Raw genomic sequence first — 16,788 nt, forward strand, 5'->3', positions numbered from 1 at the left:
TGAAAACAAAAAGCCCTTGCAACTGCAAGGGCTAGTATAGTCCGTTAATTATTTACCATCAACACTCACGCCATAAAACGCATCGTAGCCGAATGGACTTTGTACGTAGCCTTTTACGCGAGGACTAAGTGGTGCGAAACCAACAGAATGCGCCACTGGAATCCATGGTGCTTGATCATGGAAAATCACTTGTGCTTGTTTATAAAGCGCTGCGCGCTCATCTTTATTGGTTAAGCCAATCGCTTTATCTAATAAGGCATCAAATTCTGCATTTTTGAAACGAGCAAAGTTTGAATTGCCGGCGTTAGCACTTGCAAGTAATGGAGAAAGGAAGTTATCCGGATCACCGTTATCACCTGACCAACCGAAGATACCTGCCGTTAATTCACCTGCTTTAGCACGTTTTTGATAGTCTGCCCATTCAAATGTGACTGGATTTGCTTTTACACCCACTTTCGCCCAGTCTGCCATCACAAGTTCAGCCATACGTTTTGGATTTGGGTTAGACGCACGTACCACTGGTTGAATCCAAAAGTCCGTTTCAAAACCGTTTGGATAACCTGCTTCCGCTAAAAGCTGTTTCGCTTTCTCTGGATTATACGGATACTCTTGAATTTCGTCGTTATAACTCCAAATTGTTGGCGGTAATGGGTTTTTCGCTGTAATACCTGCTCCTTGATAAACCGCTTCAATAATTGCTTTTTTATCTACAGCATAGTTCAATGCTTGGCGTACTTTCACGTTATCAAACGGTGCTTTTTCCGTATTGAATGCGATATATGCCACGTTCAGCCCTTTTTGCTCCAAAAGCTGTACTTTAGGATCAGTTTTCATTTTGGCTAAATCTGCCACGTTCGGGAAGAGAATTAAATCACAAGAACCTGCTTGTAACTTCGCATAACGCGTAGTGGCATCTGGCACGATGCTGATGACTAAGCGATCAAGTGGTGTACGACCTTTCCAATAGGTTTCATTTGCTACATATTGTGCCGCTTGGTCAGTTTTGTAATCCACAAAAATAAACGGACCTGTACCTACCGGTTTGTTATCGATCGTTTCTGGTTTACCTGCTTTCAGCATCGCATCTGCATATTCAGCGGAATAAATAGAGATAAAATCCATACCCAAGCTTGCTAAGAAAGTCGCATCTTTTTTATTCAAGGTGATACGAATGGTGTTATCATCCACTTTCTCTACTGATTTTAATAAATCTGGGAATTTCATCGCTTTGAAATACGGATAAGTCCCTTTTGATACATTGTGGTAGGGGTGGTTAGGATCTAACTGACGTTGGAAAGAAAAGACCACATCATCCGCATTAAAATCACGTGTTGGCGTAAATTCTTTTGTCGTATGGAATTTCACCCCTTTACGTAAATGGAACGTATAAGTCAAACCATCGTCACTGATCTCCCAGCTTTCAGCCAAGGCTGGCTCAAGGTCAGTTGAACCTTTTTTGAATTCAACCAAACGGTTATACACTTGTTGTGAACTCGCATTGTAGGATGTGCCTTCCATTACCAATGCCGGGCTAAAGCCAAGTGGTGCTTTTGCCGTACAGTACACAAACGTGTTATTGCCCGAAGGTTTTGCTGTTTCTGCTTTCGTACTTTCTTTTGCAGCAGAACCAGATTGATCACAAGCCGCTAAAAACAAACTCGCTGCAATAAGAGTTAAGGTCGCTTTTAATTTCATTAGTTGTCCTTCTTTAATTGGGTCAGATACCCAAACATGAATATAAAATCTTACTTAAGATATAAGCAAATCAAACTTTTACGAAATAAGAAAAAGATCTTTCTTATAACCAATTAGACTAAGGTATTCAAGATCAGCTTTTTTTTCGCAAATGATCCCCGTCTGTTTTGTGCAAATAGCTCAATATCCAAACTAATGCGATCGCAAAAACAGAAGTAGTCAGAAACGTGTAACTGAAAGCATGTTGTAGTGCTTCACCTTCGTTACCAATAAATTGACGATATAACGTTAAAATAATGGATGCCACCGCGATACCAAAGCCGATACCGACTTGTTGTACAATACTCAGTACTGTTGAACCTACACCGCCTTGCTCCTGTGATAGATCGCCAACAGTAAGTGTATTAATTGAGGTAAAAATCATCGACATACAGGCACCGTACCACATCAAATTACATATAATCCACATTGTTGATGATGAGGAATCAAGCCATGACATAGAAACCGTTGAGCCTGCCATTAGAAATGATGATAAAATTAATGTGGTTTTATAGCCTAGCCTATTTAAAATACGCCCAATAAAGCGTTTAAATACAACGGACATTAACGCAATAGGTGCAAGCAACCAGCCCGACACTTCAGCTGAATAGCCAAAGGAAAGTTGGAACATTAATGGCAATAAGAACGGCACAGCCGATCCAGAAAGACGAATAAAAATATTGGCCGCAATGCCTAATCGGAATGTTCTTGTATTGAAAAGAGATAACGGCAAAATGGCATGCTCATTACCCTTCGCATAAAAATAATAAGCTACCAATAATGCCATGCCAATCGCTAATGCACTGTATGTAGTTATTCGATCACTATGACTTTCACCCAGTAAATCAAGTCCGAGCGTTAAACCCACTAAACCAAACGCAAAGAGTAAAAAGCCCGTCCAGTCTAATTTACTTGCATTTCCTTTATAATTTCCCATCACTTTAGCCGCCGCCCAGAAGCCTAACATGCCAATAGGAATATTGATTAAGAAAATCCAATGCCATGACGTATGCTCCACAAGCCAACCACCTAAAATTGGGCCAAGAATCGGGCCGATGAGTCCTGCTGTTGCCATTAAATTCCAGGCATTAATTAATTGATTTTTCGGTACCGTTTGAATAATCGCAAGACGGGCAACAGGCATCATAAATGCCCCACCAATACCTTGGATAATTCGTGCGAGCACAAGAGTCTCGAGAGAGTTTGACATCGCACAAGCTACCGAGCCGAATACAAAGGTAAAAACAGCAGAACGGAAAACAGTGAGCGTACCGAATTTAGCCGCAGCCCAAGCCGTTAAAGGAATAAATAAGGCAACGGCAAGAGAATAGGCGATAATCGCCATTTGCATTTCAAAGACAGGGGTTTGAAGATCTGTTGCAATAGTTGGTAAGGCAGTATTTAAAATAGTCGCATCCAAGCTTTGCATAAACAAAGCCATGGAGGCCACCCAAGCCAGCCCTTTATAATGCTGACGCTCTATTACTGTGTCTTTTTCCACCATTGATAAATAAACTCGGCGATCTGTTCAATGTGATTAATATCTAATAAAGTGCGGTCAGTTTCAAGCGAATAATCCGTTGCTAAAGCCAACACGTTTTCATCTAATTCTGGCAAAGGTTTTGTCATCTCTTGTCGATGCAACAGAATCTTTTGAATAGGTTCTTCTTTAAATCCTTCCACCAAAACTAAATCTGTTAAATGACGATCAAATTGTTGGCTTAAATAAGCTAATGAAACCGGTTCTTGAGGCGTTTCTGTCATTAATGCCCAACGAGTATCACAAGCCATAATAACTTGTGCAGAACCCGCCTCTTTCATTCGCCAACTGTCTTTTCCTTCTTTATCCACATGGGCGTTGTGATGACTGTGTTTAATCACTGAAACACGTAAGCCTTTTTTAATTAATTGAGGAAGCAATTTTTCCAGCAATGTGGTTTTGCCACTACCGCTATAACCTGTGATGCCAAGAAGAGGAAGGGGATTATTCATTGTAAAAACCTTAAGAAAAATGACCGCACTTGATAAAACAAAACCCCGCAGGACGGGGTTTAGCTATTAAAATCCATTAGGTGAAGAAAGTATAGCAAGGGAAAACAAAATAGCAACTTTCTCACGTCTACTGAATTATTTTAGGAATGTCACGCCTTGTACAATTTGCTTAGCCGTAGCGATTGGAAGCTGACCAATAAACGTAATTTCTTTATCGCCTATTACTTTACTATAAATCGTGTAAGCGCCCTGTCTCCACGTATTTTCTTTTGCGGCAATACGATCTGCTTTATTAACATATAATGTAAAAGTGAAAAGCCCATCACTAAATAACGCATTTTCAATCACTTCTTCATTTATAGAATCTTGATTCTGACTCACCAACTCAAATCCTTGTGGTAACCAATCAGGTTTCCAATTGATTCTAAAGGATGATTCCTGCTTACTTTCATATAAAAACGGAGGAATGGAAACTTTATTAAGATAATCGGTTAAACCACGTAAACGGTTATCAATATACAAGGTGACAACACGAAATTGATCTAGTAAATTTCCTTCTCTATCCAACATATCTGCACGTAATAATAACCCATTATCTTCATCTAAAAAAACAAGATATTGATAGCGAAAATCATCTTTAGGCACAATACGAATTGTATCGACAATGCGTCCAGCCACTCGCCCTTTACCCATTTTAATAAAATCATAATACTGATTGAGCTTATTAAAATCAGTACGAATAACGGCAGGAAGAGCATCAACAATATATCCACTATTAATCGTAAACGCTTGAGAGCCTGGTTGAAAATAGCTAACTAAATTATCCCGTTGGATAATTTCTTGCTGTTCTCCATCGAGAGTGACTAGCTGAGCATAAACTTTCTGCTCTTGTTTAATATGACGATAACGAAACGAATCCATATTGGTTGGCGATGTTTGTACAAAAGCAACTTCATAATTTAAATCGCTCATCGCTTGTGACATCTTATTTAATGCCTGAAGAGAATCTTCAGCTAATACCGCAAAAGGCAATAAGCATAAGCCCAAAAGAGTCGTCAATTGAGAAGACATTTTCTTCATAAATAAACCTATCTATAAAAAAATTCACCACGCCTAAGGTGGTGAATTCAATTCATTGCAACAACTATTTAGCTTGATTACTACCTACATTTAAGCTATCTGCATGCATACGACGCTGTAATTCATAGTTTTGCAACATCGTACCAATACGGCGATTTTTTTGCTCAACCTGTTCCGAAGTCGCTACATCTTTGGTCGGAGCGTTGTAACTTACTTCTTGAACAGAATTGTTAAATGGTAAGGTTTGTAAAACTGGGTTTTCAGGTGTAACCGAGGTGCTTTTTGCATTGAATGATTGCACACCTACTACTGCCACTAAACACACACCTGCAGCCACGGCAATTTGTGTCATTGGTGCAAAGAATGCTTTTAATTTTTGCACGAATGGTAAACTGTCAGCTTCTTCTGGTGTTGGTTGAGAAACAGTAATCTCAACGTGTTTTACTTCTTCTAATTCAATTAAGTCAGCCATTTTCGCGGTAAAATCAGCACCTAATAATACTGGTGACTCTTTACGCATAACTGATCTTACTGCGTGATATGCCGCCCAAGATTCTTGTGAATCTTTATCCTGACAGAGTTGTTCCGTCAACTCGGCACTGACTTCTTCTCCATCCATATAGGCTGAAAGTAACTCTTTTTGCATTTTATAAACTCCGACTTTATTTTAACGTTGCATAAGCGGTTGTATTTTGTTCTCAATCACTTCCCGAGCACGGAAAATGCGAGAACGTACAGTGCCTACTGGACAATCCATTATTTCTGCGATTTCTTCGTAACTTAACCCTTCAAGCTCACGCAAGGTAATCGCAGTTCTTAAATCTTCTGGCAAACTGTGAATAGTATCAAACACCACTTTTTCTAATTCGCTAGATAACATTTCATTTTCAGGGGTATCTACATCACGTAGATGGGTTCCCACATCGTAGCTTTCGGCATCTTCAGCCAAAATATCTTCGCTCGGTGGACGGCGCCCCTGTGCCGTTAAGTAATTCTTTGCCGTATTAACGGCAATTCGATATAGCCAAGTGTAGAATGCACTATCGCCCCGAAAGGATTCAATGGAACGATAGGCCTTAATAAAGGATTCTTGTACAACATCTGGAATGTCGTTATGAGAAATGTAGCGGGTTAAAAGTCCGGCCACTTTATTTTGATAACGAGAAACCAATAAATTAAAGGCTTTTTTATCGCCTTGCTGCACTCTTTCTACCAAAGCCTGATCTGTTAGCTGTTCAGCCATATATCTCCTATGCTACGTCTAACACGCCTTCATATATTCAAGACAGCAAGCTATTGTTGCTTTATCAGACAGAGTTAAAATTGAAAAGTTCCTTATGTATAAAAAATTTCAAAAAAATTAACGGACATTCGTTTTCTGCATATCTTGGATATATTCAACCATCGCTTGCACTTCGGCATCGTCTGATTGACTGCCATTAAAAAACCACGAAAAAAGTTGTAAATCCGTGGCGGCAAGTAAACGAATAAAAATATCTTTTTTGTCGTCAGTCAGTTGGTCAAAATGCGCTTTATAAAAAGGCATGATGATTTTATCCAGCTCAAGCATACCTCGACGACAATCCCATTCAATGCGGAGTTTATTGTATTTATCCATAATTTCTCCCTAAATCATTGTAATTATACCTGATAAATGAAAAGTGCGGTTAAAAATTACCGCACTTTTTTAATCTAAGAATTGGCTATTCTGTCGCCTTTGGTTTAATCACCGCGTAAACCACACCGGTTAATAATGCTCCCGTTGCGATTGCACCTAAGTAGAGTAATGGCTCAGAAACAAACGGAATCACAAATAAACCACCATGTGGTGCTTGCAGAGAAATATTTAATGCCATTGAAATCGCACCAGCAGTTGCTCCACCGATAACCGAGCTAATAATCACACGCAATGGATCGGCAGCCACAAACGGCAATGCCCCTTCAGAGATAAAGCATAAGCCTAAGACAAAAGAAGCCTTACCTGCATCACGTTGATTACTGGTAAATTTACTGCGAGCAATCCAAGTTGCAATCGCCATACCAATTGGCGGCACCATACCGGCAGCCATAGCGGCAGCCATTGGAGTATGAACTTGAGAGGCTAACATTCCCACGGAGAACGTATAAGCTGCTTTGTTTACTGGACCGCCCATATCAATACACATCATGACACCGATAATCGCACCCAATACCATCGCATTAACCTCGCCCATGGATTTTAACCAATCGCTTAAGGTCATCATAATTTGTGAAACCGGTGGGTTAATCACATAAATCATGGCAAGGCCAACAATCAAGGTACCAAAGAGCGGGAGAATTAGAATCGGTTTTAAGGAAGTTAAACTTGCCGGCAATTTAATGGTTGCATTTAATCCTTTCACCACATAACCCGCTAAGAAACCGGCAATAATCCCACCTAAAATCCCGGCGCCCGCCGTGGTGGCTAACATACCGCCAATAAGACCTACTGCAAGCCCCGGACGGTCTGCGATAGAAAAGGCCACATAGCCGGCAAATACCGCAATCATCAAGTGGAATGCTGCGCCACCGCCAATATCCATTAAGGCTTTTGGAATACCATGAAAAATTGTTTCATCTTTGAAGGCTTCGATACCAAACATGAAGGAAATCGCAATTAATAGGCCACCGGCAACCACCAATGGCAACATGTGCGATACACCTGTCATCAAATGTTTATAGACACCTTTTTTCTCACCACTTTCTTCAGATTTTGCAGAAGATTTTGCTGTGCCACCTTCGTAAATTTTCGCTTCTTTAAATGCCTTATCGAATTCCTGTGCCGTTTTCTTTAAAGCCAAACCCGTTGATGTACGATACATCGGTTTACCTTGGAATTTATCTAACGGCACATCAATATCGGCCGCAACAAAGACTAAATCTGCTGCAGCAACTTCTTCAGGGGTAATTTCATTACCTGCGCCCACTTGGCCACGGGTTTCCACTTTGACCTGCCAACCTTGTTTTTTTGCATAGGTTTCAATGGCTTCAGCAGACATAAAGGTGTGTGCCACACCCGTTGGGCAAGCTGTAACCGCAACAATATTTTTGACGCCAGAAACGCCGCCAAATCCAACCGCACTTTGAGCCGGTTGAACATAGTCCACTGCTTGATTGAGTGCATTCGTCAGCGTTCCTTCAGGTGAAGCAATCAGCGCGTTTTCATTAGCTAAAAAGACTTTTTTGCCCACAAGATCAGCAGAGTTTGGCAAGCTAGATCCGAAAACAATCGCTAAATCCGCCTCTTTGGCTTGTTCAACCAGAGTATGATCGGCTTTTTTCGCTGCAACGCTCAATGCTTGGCGAAGTAAATAGGCTTTTGCCGCACCCATTTGCGGAGATTGAGTTAAAAACAAATTCATTACATTATCCTTCAATCACAGAAATTTTGACATTCGCCAGAATTGGCTCAAGCAAGGCGATATCGCTCACGCCCACATTGCTTTGTGAAACGGCAAAGGCGGAAACAGCACTTGCAAACGCTAAGGTTTCCGCTTGAGACAGGCCTTTTTCAATACCGTAAATTAAGCCTGCCACCATAGAATCGCCTGCGCCTACGGTGCTCACCACATTTTCACATTTAGGTGGTTGAGCTTGAATCACAGCCTGATCACTCAGCCATAAAGAACCGTTTACCCCCATCGAAATAATCACATTAGCAATGCCTTCTGCTTTAAGTTTTTTTGCTGCCACAATAATTTCATCAAGAGAATTTAACGGATGCCCAATCCACGCTTCCAATTCGCGATGATTCGGTTTCACCAACCAAGGATACGCTTTCAAACCAGCTGTGAGCGCGGCATTACTGCTATCTAATACGACTTTCACACCAGCTTGATGCAACTGATTAAGCCAATCTGCGAACAATTCAGGAGTGACACCACGCGGTAAACTGCCACATACCGCAACAATATCAACGTTTTGGCAATACGCTAATGAATCTGCTGTAAATTGCTGCCAAGCTTCTGGGGTGATTTGATAACCTAAAAAATTTAGATCTGTTACATCCGCTTCGGTTTCCGTAATTTTTACATTAATACGGGTTTTGCCTGCTACACGATGAAATTTGTCTTCCAATCCCTGTTTTTTAAATAAGGTTTCAAAATCACCGACGTTATCTTCCCCTAAGAAGCCACCAACGGCCACCTCTACGCCCAAATCTTTTAATACCTTAGCGACATTGATGCCTTTGCCTGCTGGGAAAATACCGAGAGTTTCAACGGTGTTCACTTCGCCGATTTCAATTCGAGGCAAACGCCCAACTAAATCATAAGCGGCGTTTAAGGTAATTGTTGCTACTTTTGCCATCACTTACCCCCGACCTTCACCTAAACCGTTTTCAATGACTGCACCAATACCGTCAATCGCTTGCTGAGCTTCTTCACCGCTGGCTACGAAACGTAGGCGATGACCTTTCACGACGCCTAATGCCACAATTTTCATCAAACTTTTTGCGCTGACTAATTGGGTGTCACGATCTAAGTTTTGTACCGCAACAGACGCATTATATTTTTTCACTTCATTAACCAGCACGGCACTTGGACGAGCGTGTAAACCGTGTTCATTACGAATCATAAATACCGCTTCAATGGCATCGGCTGGTAAGCCCGTGTTTTCTTCGTGGATTTGTGGTACATGCTCGCTGCTTACTTCAATGGTATCCGGTTCAGCCGGCGGTACGGCAGATACGCTTTCGCCAAGTCCACTCGCAATGATCTTACCTAGGGCTTCAATAGCTTGTTTCGCATCATCACCTTCCGCAATAAAACGTAAGCGATGACCTTGAGTCACACCCAATGCCACGATTTTCATTAAACTTTTTGCACTAACTGGTGCAGTTTCTCGAGTAAGGTTTTGTACCGTAATCTTGGAGATGAATTTTTTCACTTCATTGACGAGCACCGCACTTGGGCGGGCGTGCAAGCCATGTTCATTACGAACAGTAAAGGTGCCAATCACTGCACCTATAGCGATTTGACCTTCAGATTGAGCAGCTGCTACAACTGGCACTTTACCACCATTAAGTGCGGTCAAAATTTGCTGCGTATTACCACTTAATAAAATATTTTGGACTTCATCATCCAATAAACGCGCTAATGTCTCATTGATTTGATCGTTAACCGCCGAAATCGTCAACACACCTTTCACCGCTTTACCATTATGATTAAAAATGGTTTTCGCACGACTGAATGCCAAGGCATTTTTCACATTACCTGATACAGCATCTGTAACCCATAAACCTTTACCTAGTGGCAGAGCAGAATTGGAGACCACTTCAGAAACAAAGCTATTTTCAACCGCACTTTGCTGTTGTAATTTACCTGCATTGATGGCGGTAAGGGTGAGCAAACTTTTAGTTTCAATATCTAGACTGAATGTTTCTTCAGTCATGCTAAAAGAATCGCTTTCACCTAATAAAATGGCACGAAATTTTTCAACATCTGTTAATGTCGCTAACTGTGCTGCAGTGTCCTCATCGCCTAAAACATGTGTTAATTGACGAAGTAGAGCAAGATGCTCATCAGAACGGGCTGCAATACCAATCACAACATAAGCAATATTACCTTCTCCCCACTCAATACCTTGTGGAAATTGAAAAACTTGCACACCGGTTTTTGTCACCATCGAACGGGTTTCTAAAGTACCATGTGGAATCGCAATCCCATTACCTAAAAAAGTAGACGTTTGTTGTTCTCGTCCAAGCATACCTTGCAAATAGCCTTGTTCAACATTGCCAGCTTGCTCTAATGCACTTGCAGCCATTTCAATAGCTTGCTGCTTATTTGTTGCCGTAGCATTTAAATGAATGTTGCTTTCCGAAAGTTCTAACATTCTTGCTCCTTCACATTGATAATTTTCAAAAAAGAAAAACTGCTGATGAGATCACTCATCAGCAGCTCAAATAAATTATTGACTGGTACAGGCTTTAAGTAACATTTCGCTACCTTGAGAAATGTAGGCGTCATTCTCGCCTCGCACTTTGCCATTTTGCAAATCTCGCATTGCATCGTAAATTCCTTGTGTCACACTCAGTGAATCCACTTTTTGCCAACAATTTGCACTTAAACGACTGAAATTAGCTTGCAATGCCTCTGCATGTAGCACACCGCTATAGTAAGCATACACATCAGAATCATGCCCACCCGTATAAAGTTTCTCTTGAATTTGTTTAATTGGCACAACGATACGACCGAGATACCAATCATTTGCACCACTAGCAAAATTATCGACAAAGAAATGTTTTGTTACACGACCTTTATACGTTGCTACAGTCGCTTCATAAGAAGCTGCATAAGATTTTTGGTCAATTTTATCTTTATCTAAATCAATAACCTTCTTGTCTTTGCCCATAAATGGAATATAAGAGGCCATATCTGAAATCGAAGAACAACCTGCTAGCATTACTATCACAAAGAATACCGAGATTTTTTTAAACATTAAATTTTCCTTATTTATAGGCGGTTAAAACTGCCGTTAATTATACTTAGAATGAGGGGTTACGCAAGGTAGCACCTAGCACTACACAGATTCTTTAGTCATGCCATTATCTTTGATAATAGAAACTAAAATTTGATCAATTTTAAAATTCTCAGTATCGATGACTTCAAATTTATATTTATCGTATACGACAAAATCGGTTTTTTTCGGGATTTTACGTAACATATACATCATAAATCCACTGATAGTTTCATAATTTTCTTCATCAGGGAAAGATTCAATATCCAATACTCTCATCACATCTTCAAGCGGTGTTGCGCCATCAATTAACCAAGAGTTTTCATCTCTGCTCACAATTTGTTCTTCTTCGTTAGAAACCAATTCGCCCATTACAATGCTCATCACATCGTTTAAGGTAATTAAACCTACGACAAGCGCATACTCATTGACGATAATCGCAAAGTCTTCACCTGTAGATTTAAATAACTCCAATACCTCATATAATGACAGCGTATCCGGAATGAATAACGCTTTTCGTAATAAACGATTATCAGTTAAATCCACGACTTCCTGTTGAAGATAGAGCGTCAACAAAGTATGTGATTCTACATAACCTAAAATTTTGTCCAAACCATTATCACAGATCACTAATTTAGAATGAGAATCTGCTGATAAAGTGTTCAAGACTTCTTGACGAGTAAAAGTGCGGTCTAAAAACACAATATTTTCACGGGTCGTCATGGTTGAAGATACGGTTCGCTCTTGCATCTCAAAGATATTTTCAATTAAATAATGCTCTTGTGTTTTTAACACGCCTGCTTCTGCACCGGCTTCCACTATCGCGACAATATCTTCGGATGTCATATTATCTTCACGCGTAGTGGAAACTCTCATAAAACGAAATAAGACATTAGAAATACCGTCAAAAAACCATACGATAGGTTTTAAGAAAAAAATAAAGGCTTGCATAATGCCCACAGTCCGAAGCGCCACAGTTTCAGGGTTAATTAGCGCAAGGCGCTTCGGAATTAAATCAGCTAATAAAATAAATGTCGTGGTGACAATAAAAAAGGCAATCCACGATGAAGCCGGCTCAACCCACTCTGCCTTGGTATATTCATACAAAAAGTTTTGTAAATGAAGACTGATCGTCGCCTCACCAATTACACCACCAAGTACAGCGACCATATTTAACCCAATTTGCACTACCGTAATAAAACGGCCTGGATGCTCTTGTAGCTGTAAAACCTTTGCAGCATTAATATTGCCTTCATTTGCTAAAGTTTGTAATTTAATGCGTCTTGCCCCTGCAAGAGAAATCTCTGCCGATGACATAATTGCACTAATAATAATTAACACGATTAAAATAAAAATCGCGGCGGATAAACTCATAATATTCTCTTTATTGATTTAAAAAAAGTGGTCAATATACCACCTGTTTTTGATTCGAAATGTATTTAGGGCGCAACCTGCGCCCTGATAATTGATAGGGCTAGTTTTCGCTGTCAAACCAGCCACGCACAAATTGTACGGAAAGGAAAAGGGTAACTAATAAGAAAGCATAGAATACCCAAGATAAAATTGGATAGCTTGGTGTGATATCTCCACTAATTTCTTTCACCGAAACCGCATTGCGATATTCATCAAACATCGTCATACGCCAACCGTAATACTTGATTTGTACCAATTTGTTTTCATTACCCAAAGCTTGTACTTGAGCCTGCAAGTTGGCAGAACCAAATTTAAAATAGAATGGGAAACCCCAACGAGTATCTTCATTACGATACACCATGATTTTGCCATCATCATTTTGTGTATTAATAAAATACACATCACGAGTTGGGCCATCCGCTGGATTTACCTTAGTAATCGGACCATCTTTATCGACACGTTTGACCTCAACCCCCGTGACTCGAGTGACATCATAGTGGGGAAAAACATAGTTTACTACCGCAAACATCACACCATGAAAACTAAACACGACTAAAAATAAAAAATACTTTAAAAATTTCCGCATAAGACTCCCTGATTTATAATGAAGATTTATTGTACATTAATTTTAAACAAACGCTCGAAGTTTTGTGTACTAATTTGCGCAAATTCTTCTGCTGATAGCCCTTTTAACGCTGCCACATACTCACACACTTCACGTGTATAGGCAGGTTGGTTCTCTTTACCACGATAAGGCACGGGTGCTAAGTAAGGCGAATCGGTTTCAACTAACAAGCGATCTGCCGGTACATAACGAATGGCTTCACGGATACTTTCCGCATTTTTAAAAGTAATAATGCCAGAACAGGAGATGTAAAAACCTAAATCAAGTGCCTTTTTCGCAAAATCCAAGGTTTCTGTAAAACAATGAATTAATCCACCGCACTTTTCTGCATTGTACTCACGCAACATGGCAATGGTATCTTCTGGCGCTGAACGAGTATGAATAATCACAGGTTTATCCACTTCATTGGCAATTCTGATTTGATCCGCAAAAACCGTTTGCTGCAATGCCTTATTATCTGCACTGTAATAATAATCCAAACCAATTTCACCAATTGCAATCACTTTTTTATCTTGGGATAAACGTAATAAACGCTCGGCATCGTAAGGTTCTTCTTCAAGATCTAGTGGATGCACACCACAAGCCAAAGACACATTCGGAAATTTGGCTAATTCAGGATACGCTTTTTCAAAACGGCTTAATGTCACGCCAATGGCGAGTAAATGCTTCACATCTCGTGCATTGGCTTTAGCCACCACATCAGCAATATCTTTGTGTAAATTTTCATAATCCAATGCATCTAAATGGCAATGGGAATCTACGATAAACATAATTTATTTAGTCCTTAAATACGTCAGTAATTAACTTTGTCAAACCATCCAATAACATTAATTCAATATTAACGCCATTAATAGTGAGTAAATCCGATCTTACTTTGTGCATAATTTTATTTGCAGTTAATAATTCAAGGATCGTTTGCTCATCTGCAAATTGCGTTACACCTGTTTTAAGATCAAGTGTTTGCCAGCCGCTTTGAATTTCGAGTTTGTATTTAATGGCATCACTTAAAAACGCTAAAATCCAATCCACTTGCTGTAAAGTGCGTTCTTTTTCAAAGAAAGGTAAAATTTCCAAAGGCGAACGACGACGATAAAACAGCCAAAATTGACGTAGGAAATTCTTTCGTTGTTCAATTAATCCTTGCTGGAGTGTTTCCAATGCTAACAGCGGACGACCCAAATTCATCGCAAGTGCGGTTAATAATTCAGATGTTTCTGCCTGAAATTGAGAAGAAAGCCAAGTTAAGGCTTCCGCCTCCGTTGGCAAACTCACATTCCACACTTGGCAACGGCTGTAAATAGTTGCTAATAATGAAGAGGAAGGTTCTGTTTGCAATAAGAAATACGTATTCGGACGTGGCTCTTCCAAGGTTTTGAGCAATGCGTTAGCCGCTGCTTCCGTAAGACGTTCTGCCTCTTGAATATATACTAATTTATTGCCGTTTTGTTGCGCATGTTGGCTGACAACTTCATTAATCGCCCGCACCTGATCAACACCAATGTCTTTGCCTTCTTGAGAGGCTAAAACATGAAAATCAGGGTGGCTGTGCGCTGCCATTAAATGGCAAGCATGACAATGACCACAAGGTGCATTATCTGGTGTTTGACACATAATGCGTTTTGTTAAAGCATCAAACAAACCTTCAGCACCGAGACCTTGATCAGCTTTAATCAATAATGCGTGATGCCCCAAACCTTCGCTAAAAGTTTGGCTAATTTTGTGATAAGTAGGCACTAACCAAGGATAAAGTTCGCTCATTTTGCTTGTGAAACCCACCAATTTTTGACCGCACTTTGAATATCTGCTTGTACTTGTGCCAAAGGCTGACCTGCATTAATAATGGCGGCTTTTGGATTATTCTGTACCAACTCCAAATAACGTTGGCGAGTACGATGGAAGAAATCCAGTCCTTGTTGTTCAATTCGGTCTAATTCGCCACGACCTCTAGCACGAGCAAGCCCTTCTGCAGGATCAATGTCTAAATACAGTACAAAATCAGGCTCAAAATCGCCTAATACCATATTTTTTAAATTCGCCATCAGCGTTTGATCAAACTGACGGCCACCGCCTTGATAAGCCTGTGAAGACATATCGTGACGATCACCTAACACAATTTTGCCTTCTGCCAATGCCGGCTTAATCACATTTTCTACCAATTGAATTCGTGCCGCATAAAGCATTAATAATTCCGCTTTATCCGTAACAAGTTCTTCTGTTTCATGCTTAATTAAATGGCGCAATTTCTCCGCTAACGGGGTACCACCTGGTTCCCGAGTAAACACAATATCGCTTACACCAAGGGATTTTAATGTATCCATTATCGTTTGCATGGCGGTACTTTTACCTGCGCCTTCCAACCCTTCAATCACGATAAATTTGCCTTGCATTAGTGGGCTCCTTTTTGTTGGTTACGATACCAACGTAAATATTCTTGCACTGCTTTATTATGCTCATTCAGATTACGAGTAAATTTATGGCCACCACTTCCATCGGCAACAAAATAATAAAAGTCCGTTTTAGCGGGATGCGCCACTGCCTGCAAAGCACTTTCACTCACCATCGCAATTGGTGTCGGTGGTAAACCATCAATCATATAAGTATTATACGGTGTCATCGTTTCTAAATCTTTTTTACGAATATTGCCAGTATAGCTCTCACCCATTCCATAAATCACCGTTGGGTCAGTTTGTAATTTCATATTGGCTTTTAAACGATTAATAAATACGGAAGCCACTTGCGGTCGCTCCTCTGCAATCCCCGTTTCTTTCTCCACAATAGAAGCCAAAATCAACATCTGAGACGGATCCGTTAATGGGAGATTTTCATCGCGTTCACTCCATGCTTTATCCAAGGCTTTTTGTAAACGAGTAGTTGAACGTTTTAATAATTCAAGATCAGTCGAATTTGGGGTATAATTATAGGTATCTGGATACAACCACCCATCCATGTTATTCCATTCGTAAACGGCTTTTGTAACGGCTGGAATATCTAATAGAGTCATAATTTCTTTATCACTTTTACCTTGCAAGGTTTGTTTTAAGTGCGGTGCGTTTTCAAGGTTTTTACGCCATTCTTTGAACGTTTTCCCTTCAATAAACTGCACACTAAATTGCGCTTCCTTGCCAGAATTAATCATATCCAATAAATCCTGCAACGTTTTCACGCCTGTTAAAGAATAAGTCCCGGCTTTTACTTTGTTGAGCTGCGGTTGTAATTTCAATAACCAAGGTAATAAATCAGCATTATCAAGTATTTTTTCCTGCTCAAATAAAGTGGCTAGTTTACTACTCGTCGTTCCTCGATCAATTGTCAGCAATTGATTTTGAGATACATTTACTGGCGTATCAACAAAGGTTACCAATTTTTGATAAAACCAAAAGCCAACACCGCCTAAAATAAGCAGAAGAATCAGTAAAAAGACAAAAATTTTTTTCATGCGTCACTCATTTTATAAAAACGACAAAAGGGGC

The 16,788-nt window shown here is 40.1% G+C and carries 17 protein-coding genes; all 17 read right to left on the minus strand.

Annotated elements, in window-relative coordinates:
- Positions 1-48 precede the first annotated feature (48 nt).
- Positions 49-1,695, minus strand: a complete 1,647-nt coding sequence (locus EL215_RS02345; protein ID WP_126469933.1) for an ABC transporter substrate-binding protein — start codon at positions 1,693-1,695, stop codon at positions 49-51.
- Positions 1,696-1,828: 133 nt separating this feature from the next.
- On the minus strand, positions 1,829-3,238 hold the full coding sequence (locus EL215_RS02350; protein WP_126469935.1) for an MDR family MFS transporter: 1,410 nt from the start codon (positions 3,236-3,238) through the stop codon (positions 1,829-1,831).
- On the minus strand, positions 3,217-3,726 hold the full coding sequence (gene mobB, locus EL215_RS02355; RefSeq protein ID WP_126469937.1) for a molybdopterin-guanine dinucleotide biosynthesis protein MobB: 510 nt from the start codon (positions 3,724-3,726) through the stop codon (positions 3,217-3,219). Before mobB ends, EL215_RS02350 begins: the two co-directional genes overlap by 22 nt.
- A gap of 135 nt (positions 3,727-3,861) precedes the next feature.
- The gene (rseB, locus tag EL215_RS02360) at positions 3,862-4,806 is read right to left on the minus strand and encodes a sigma-E factor regulatory protein RseB (protein WP_126469939.1); all 945 of its coding nucleotides are present in this window, start codon (positions 4,804-4,806) and stop codon (positions 3,862-3,864) included.
- 64 nt (positions 4,807-4,870) lie between these two features.
- Positions 4,871-5,452: a sigma-E factor negative regulatory protein gene (locus tag EL215_RS02365; protein ID WP_126469940.1), complete on the minus strand. Its 582-nt coding sequence runs from the start codon at positions 5,450-5,452 to the stop codon at positions 4,871-4,873.
- Positions 5,453-5,473: 21 nt separating this feature from the next.
- Entirely contained in the window at positions 5,474-6,049 is a 576-nt protein-coding gene (gene rpoE, locus EL215_RS02370) for an RNA polymerase sigma factor RpoE (RefSeq protein WP_014064431.1), read from the minus strand.
- Between the two features lie 117 nt (positions 6,050-6,166).
- On the minus strand, positions 6,167-6,424 hold the full coding sequence (locus EL215_RS02375) for an FAD assembly factor SdhE (RefSeq protein ID WP_049366673.1): 258 nt from the start codon (positions 6,422-6,424) through the stop codon (positions 6,167-6,169).
- A gap of 85 nt (positions 6,425-6,509) precedes the next feature.
- Complete coding sequence (locus EL215_RS02380) at positions 6,510-8,186, minus strand: fructose-specific PTS transporter subunit EIIC (RefSeq protein WP_126469942.1); 1,677 nt, start codon at positions 8,184-8,186, stop codon at positions 6,510-6,512.
- Between the two features lie 4 nt (positions 8,187-8,190).
- The gene (gene fruK, locus EL215_RS02385; RefSeq protein ID WP_126469944.1) at positions 8,191-9,132 is read right to left on the minus strand and encodes a 1-phosphofructokinase; all 942 of its coding nucleotides are present in this window, start codon (positions 9,130-9,132) and stop codon (positions 8,191-8,193) included.
- A 3-nt stretch (positions 9,133-9,135) separates the two neighbouring features.
- The gene (gene fruB / locus EL215_RS02390; protein WP_126469946.1) at positions 9,136-10,656 is read right to left on the minus strand and encodes a fused PTS fructose transporter subunit IIA/HPr protein; all 1,521 of its coding nucleotides are present in this window, start codon (positions 10,654-10,656) and stop codon (positions 9,136-9,138) included.
- Positions 10,657-10,731: 75 nt separating this feature from the next.
- Positions 10,732-11,262, minus strand: coding sequence for an HI_0449 family lipoprotein (locus tag EL215_RS02395; RefSeq protein ID WP_049356898.1), 531 nt, complete (start codon positions 11,260-11,262; stop codon positions 10,732-10,734).
- Positions 11,263-11,343: 81 nt separating this feature from the next.
- Positions 11,344-12,654 carry a polyamine export protein PaeA gene (locus tag EL215_RS02400; protein WP_049356900.1) on the minus strand — a complete coding sequence of 437 codons (1,311 nt, stop codon included), beginning with the start codon at positions 12,652-12,654 and terminating at the stop codon, positions 11,344-11,346.
- A gap of 100 nt (positions 12,655-12,754) precedes the next feature.
- A complete protein-coding gene (locus EL215_RS02405) occupies positions 12,755-13,279 on the minus strand; it encodes a DUF1523 family protein (RefSeq protein WP_049356902.1) in 525 nt (174 codons plus the stop codon).
- 26 nt (positions 13,280-13,305) lie between these two features.
- A complete protein-coding gene (locus EL215_RS02410; RefSeq protein ID WP_126469948.1) occupies positions 13,306-14,088 on the minus strand; it encodes a YchF/TatD family DNA exonuclease in 783 nt (260 codons plus the stop codon).
- A gap of 7 nt (positions 14,089-14,095) precedes the next feature.
- Positions 14,096-15,076 carry a DNA polymerase III subunit delta' gene (locus EL215_RS02415; RefSeq protein WP_126469950.1) on the minus strand — a complete coding sequence of 327 codons (981 nt, stop codon included), beginning with the start codon at positions 15,074-15,076 and terminating at the stop codon, positions 14,096-14,098.
- Positions 15,073-15,705, minus strand: a complete 633-nt coding sequence (tmk, locus tag EL215_RS02420; protein WP_126469952.1) for a dTMP kinase — start codon at positions 15,703-15,705, stop codon at positions 15,073-15,075. Before tmk ends, EL215_RS02415 begins: the two co-directional genes overlap by 4 nt.
- Positions 15,705-16,754, minus strand: coding sequence for an endolytic transglycosylase MltG (gene mltG / locus EL215_RS02425; protein WP_126469954.1), 1,050 nt, complete (start codon positions 16,752-16,754; stop codon positions 15,705-15,707). The genes tmk and mltG overlap by 1 nt, the downstream gene beginning before the upstream one ends.
- Positions 16,755-16,788 lie beyond the last annotated feature (34 nt).

The sequence above is a fragment of the Haemophilus parainfluenzae genome, from assembly GCF_900638025.1.
Lineage (GTDB): Bacteria > Pseudomonadota > Gammaproteobacteria > Enterobacterales > Pasteurellaceae > Haemophilus_D > Haemophilus_D parainfluenzae_J.

What these genes read in the sequence shown, in the direction of transcription:
- mltG (WP_126469954.1), bottom strand. Translation starts at nt 16,754, where the DNA reads ATGAAAAAAATTTTTGTCTTTTTACTGATTCTTCTGCTTATTTTAGGC.
- mobB (WP_126469937.1), bottom strand. Translation starts at nt 3,726, where the DNA reads ATGAATAATCCCCTTCCTCTTCTTGGCATCACAGGTTATAGCGGTAGT.
- EL215_RS02350 (WP_126469935.1), bottom strand. Translation starts at nt 3,238, where the DNA reads ATGGTGGAAAAAGACACAGTAATAGAGCGTCAGCATTATAAAGGGCTG.
- fruK (WP_126469944.1), bottom strand. Translation starts at nt 9,132, where the DNA reads ATGGCAAAAGTAGCAACAATTACCTTAAACGCCGCTTATGATTTAGTT.
- EL215_RS02375 (WP_049366673.1), bottom strand. Translation starts at nt 6,424, where the DNA reads ATGGATAAATACAATAAACTCCGCATTGAATGGGATTGTCGTCGAGGT.
- EL215_RS02410 (WP_126469948.1), bottom strand. Translation starts at nt 14,088, where the DNA reads ATGTTTATCGTAGATTCCCATTGCCATTTAGATGCATTGGATTATGAA.
- EL215_RS02345 (WP_126469933.1), bottom strand. Translation starts at nt 1,695, where the DNA reads ATGAAATTAAAAGCGACCTTAACTCTTATTGCAGCGAGTTTGTTTTTA.
- EL215_RS02400 (WP_049356900.1), bottom strand. Translation starts at nt 12,654, where the DNA reads ATGAGTTTATCCGCCGCGATTTTTATTTTAATCGTGTTAATTATTATT.
- EL215_RS02380 (WP_126469942.1), bottom strand. Translation starts at nt 8,186, where the DNA reads ATGAATTTGTTTTTAACTCAATCTCCGCAAATGGGTGCGGCAAAAGCC.
- EL215_RS02395 (WP_049356898.1), bottom strand. Translation starts at nt 11,262, where the DNA reads ATGTTTAAAAAAATCTCGGTATTCTTTGTGATAGTAATGCTAGCAGGT.
- rseB (WP_126469939.1), bottom strand. Translation starts at nt 4,806, where the DNA reads ATGAAGAAAATGTCTTCTCAATTGACGACTCTTTTGGGCTTATGCTTA.
- rpoE (WP_014064431.1), bottom strand. Translation starts at nt 6,049, where the DNA reads ATGGCTGAACAGCTAACAGATCAGGCTTTGGTAGAAAGAGTGCAGCAA.
- EL215_RS02405 (WP_049356902.1), bottom strand. Translation starts at nt 13,279, where the DNA reads ATGCGGAAATTTTTAAAGTATTTTTTATTTTTAGTCGTGTTTAGTTTT.
- fruB (WP_126469946.1), bottom strand. Translation starts at nt 10,656, where the DNA reads ATGTTAGAACTTTCGGAAAGCAACATTCATTTAAATGCTACGGCAACA.
- EL215_RS02365 (WP_126469940.1), bottom strand. Translation starts at nt 5,452, where the DNA reads ATGCAAAAAGAGTTACTTTCAGCCTATATGGATGGAGAAGAAGTCAGT.
- tmk (WP_126469952.1), bottom strand. Translation starts at nt 15,705, where the DNA reads ATGCAAGGCAAATTTATCGTGATTGAAGGGTTGGAAGGCGCAGGTAAA.
- EL215_RS02415 (WP_126469950.1), bottom strand. Translation starts at nt 15,076, where the DNA reads ATGAGCGAACTTTATCCTTGGTTAGTGCCTACTTATCACAAAATTAGC.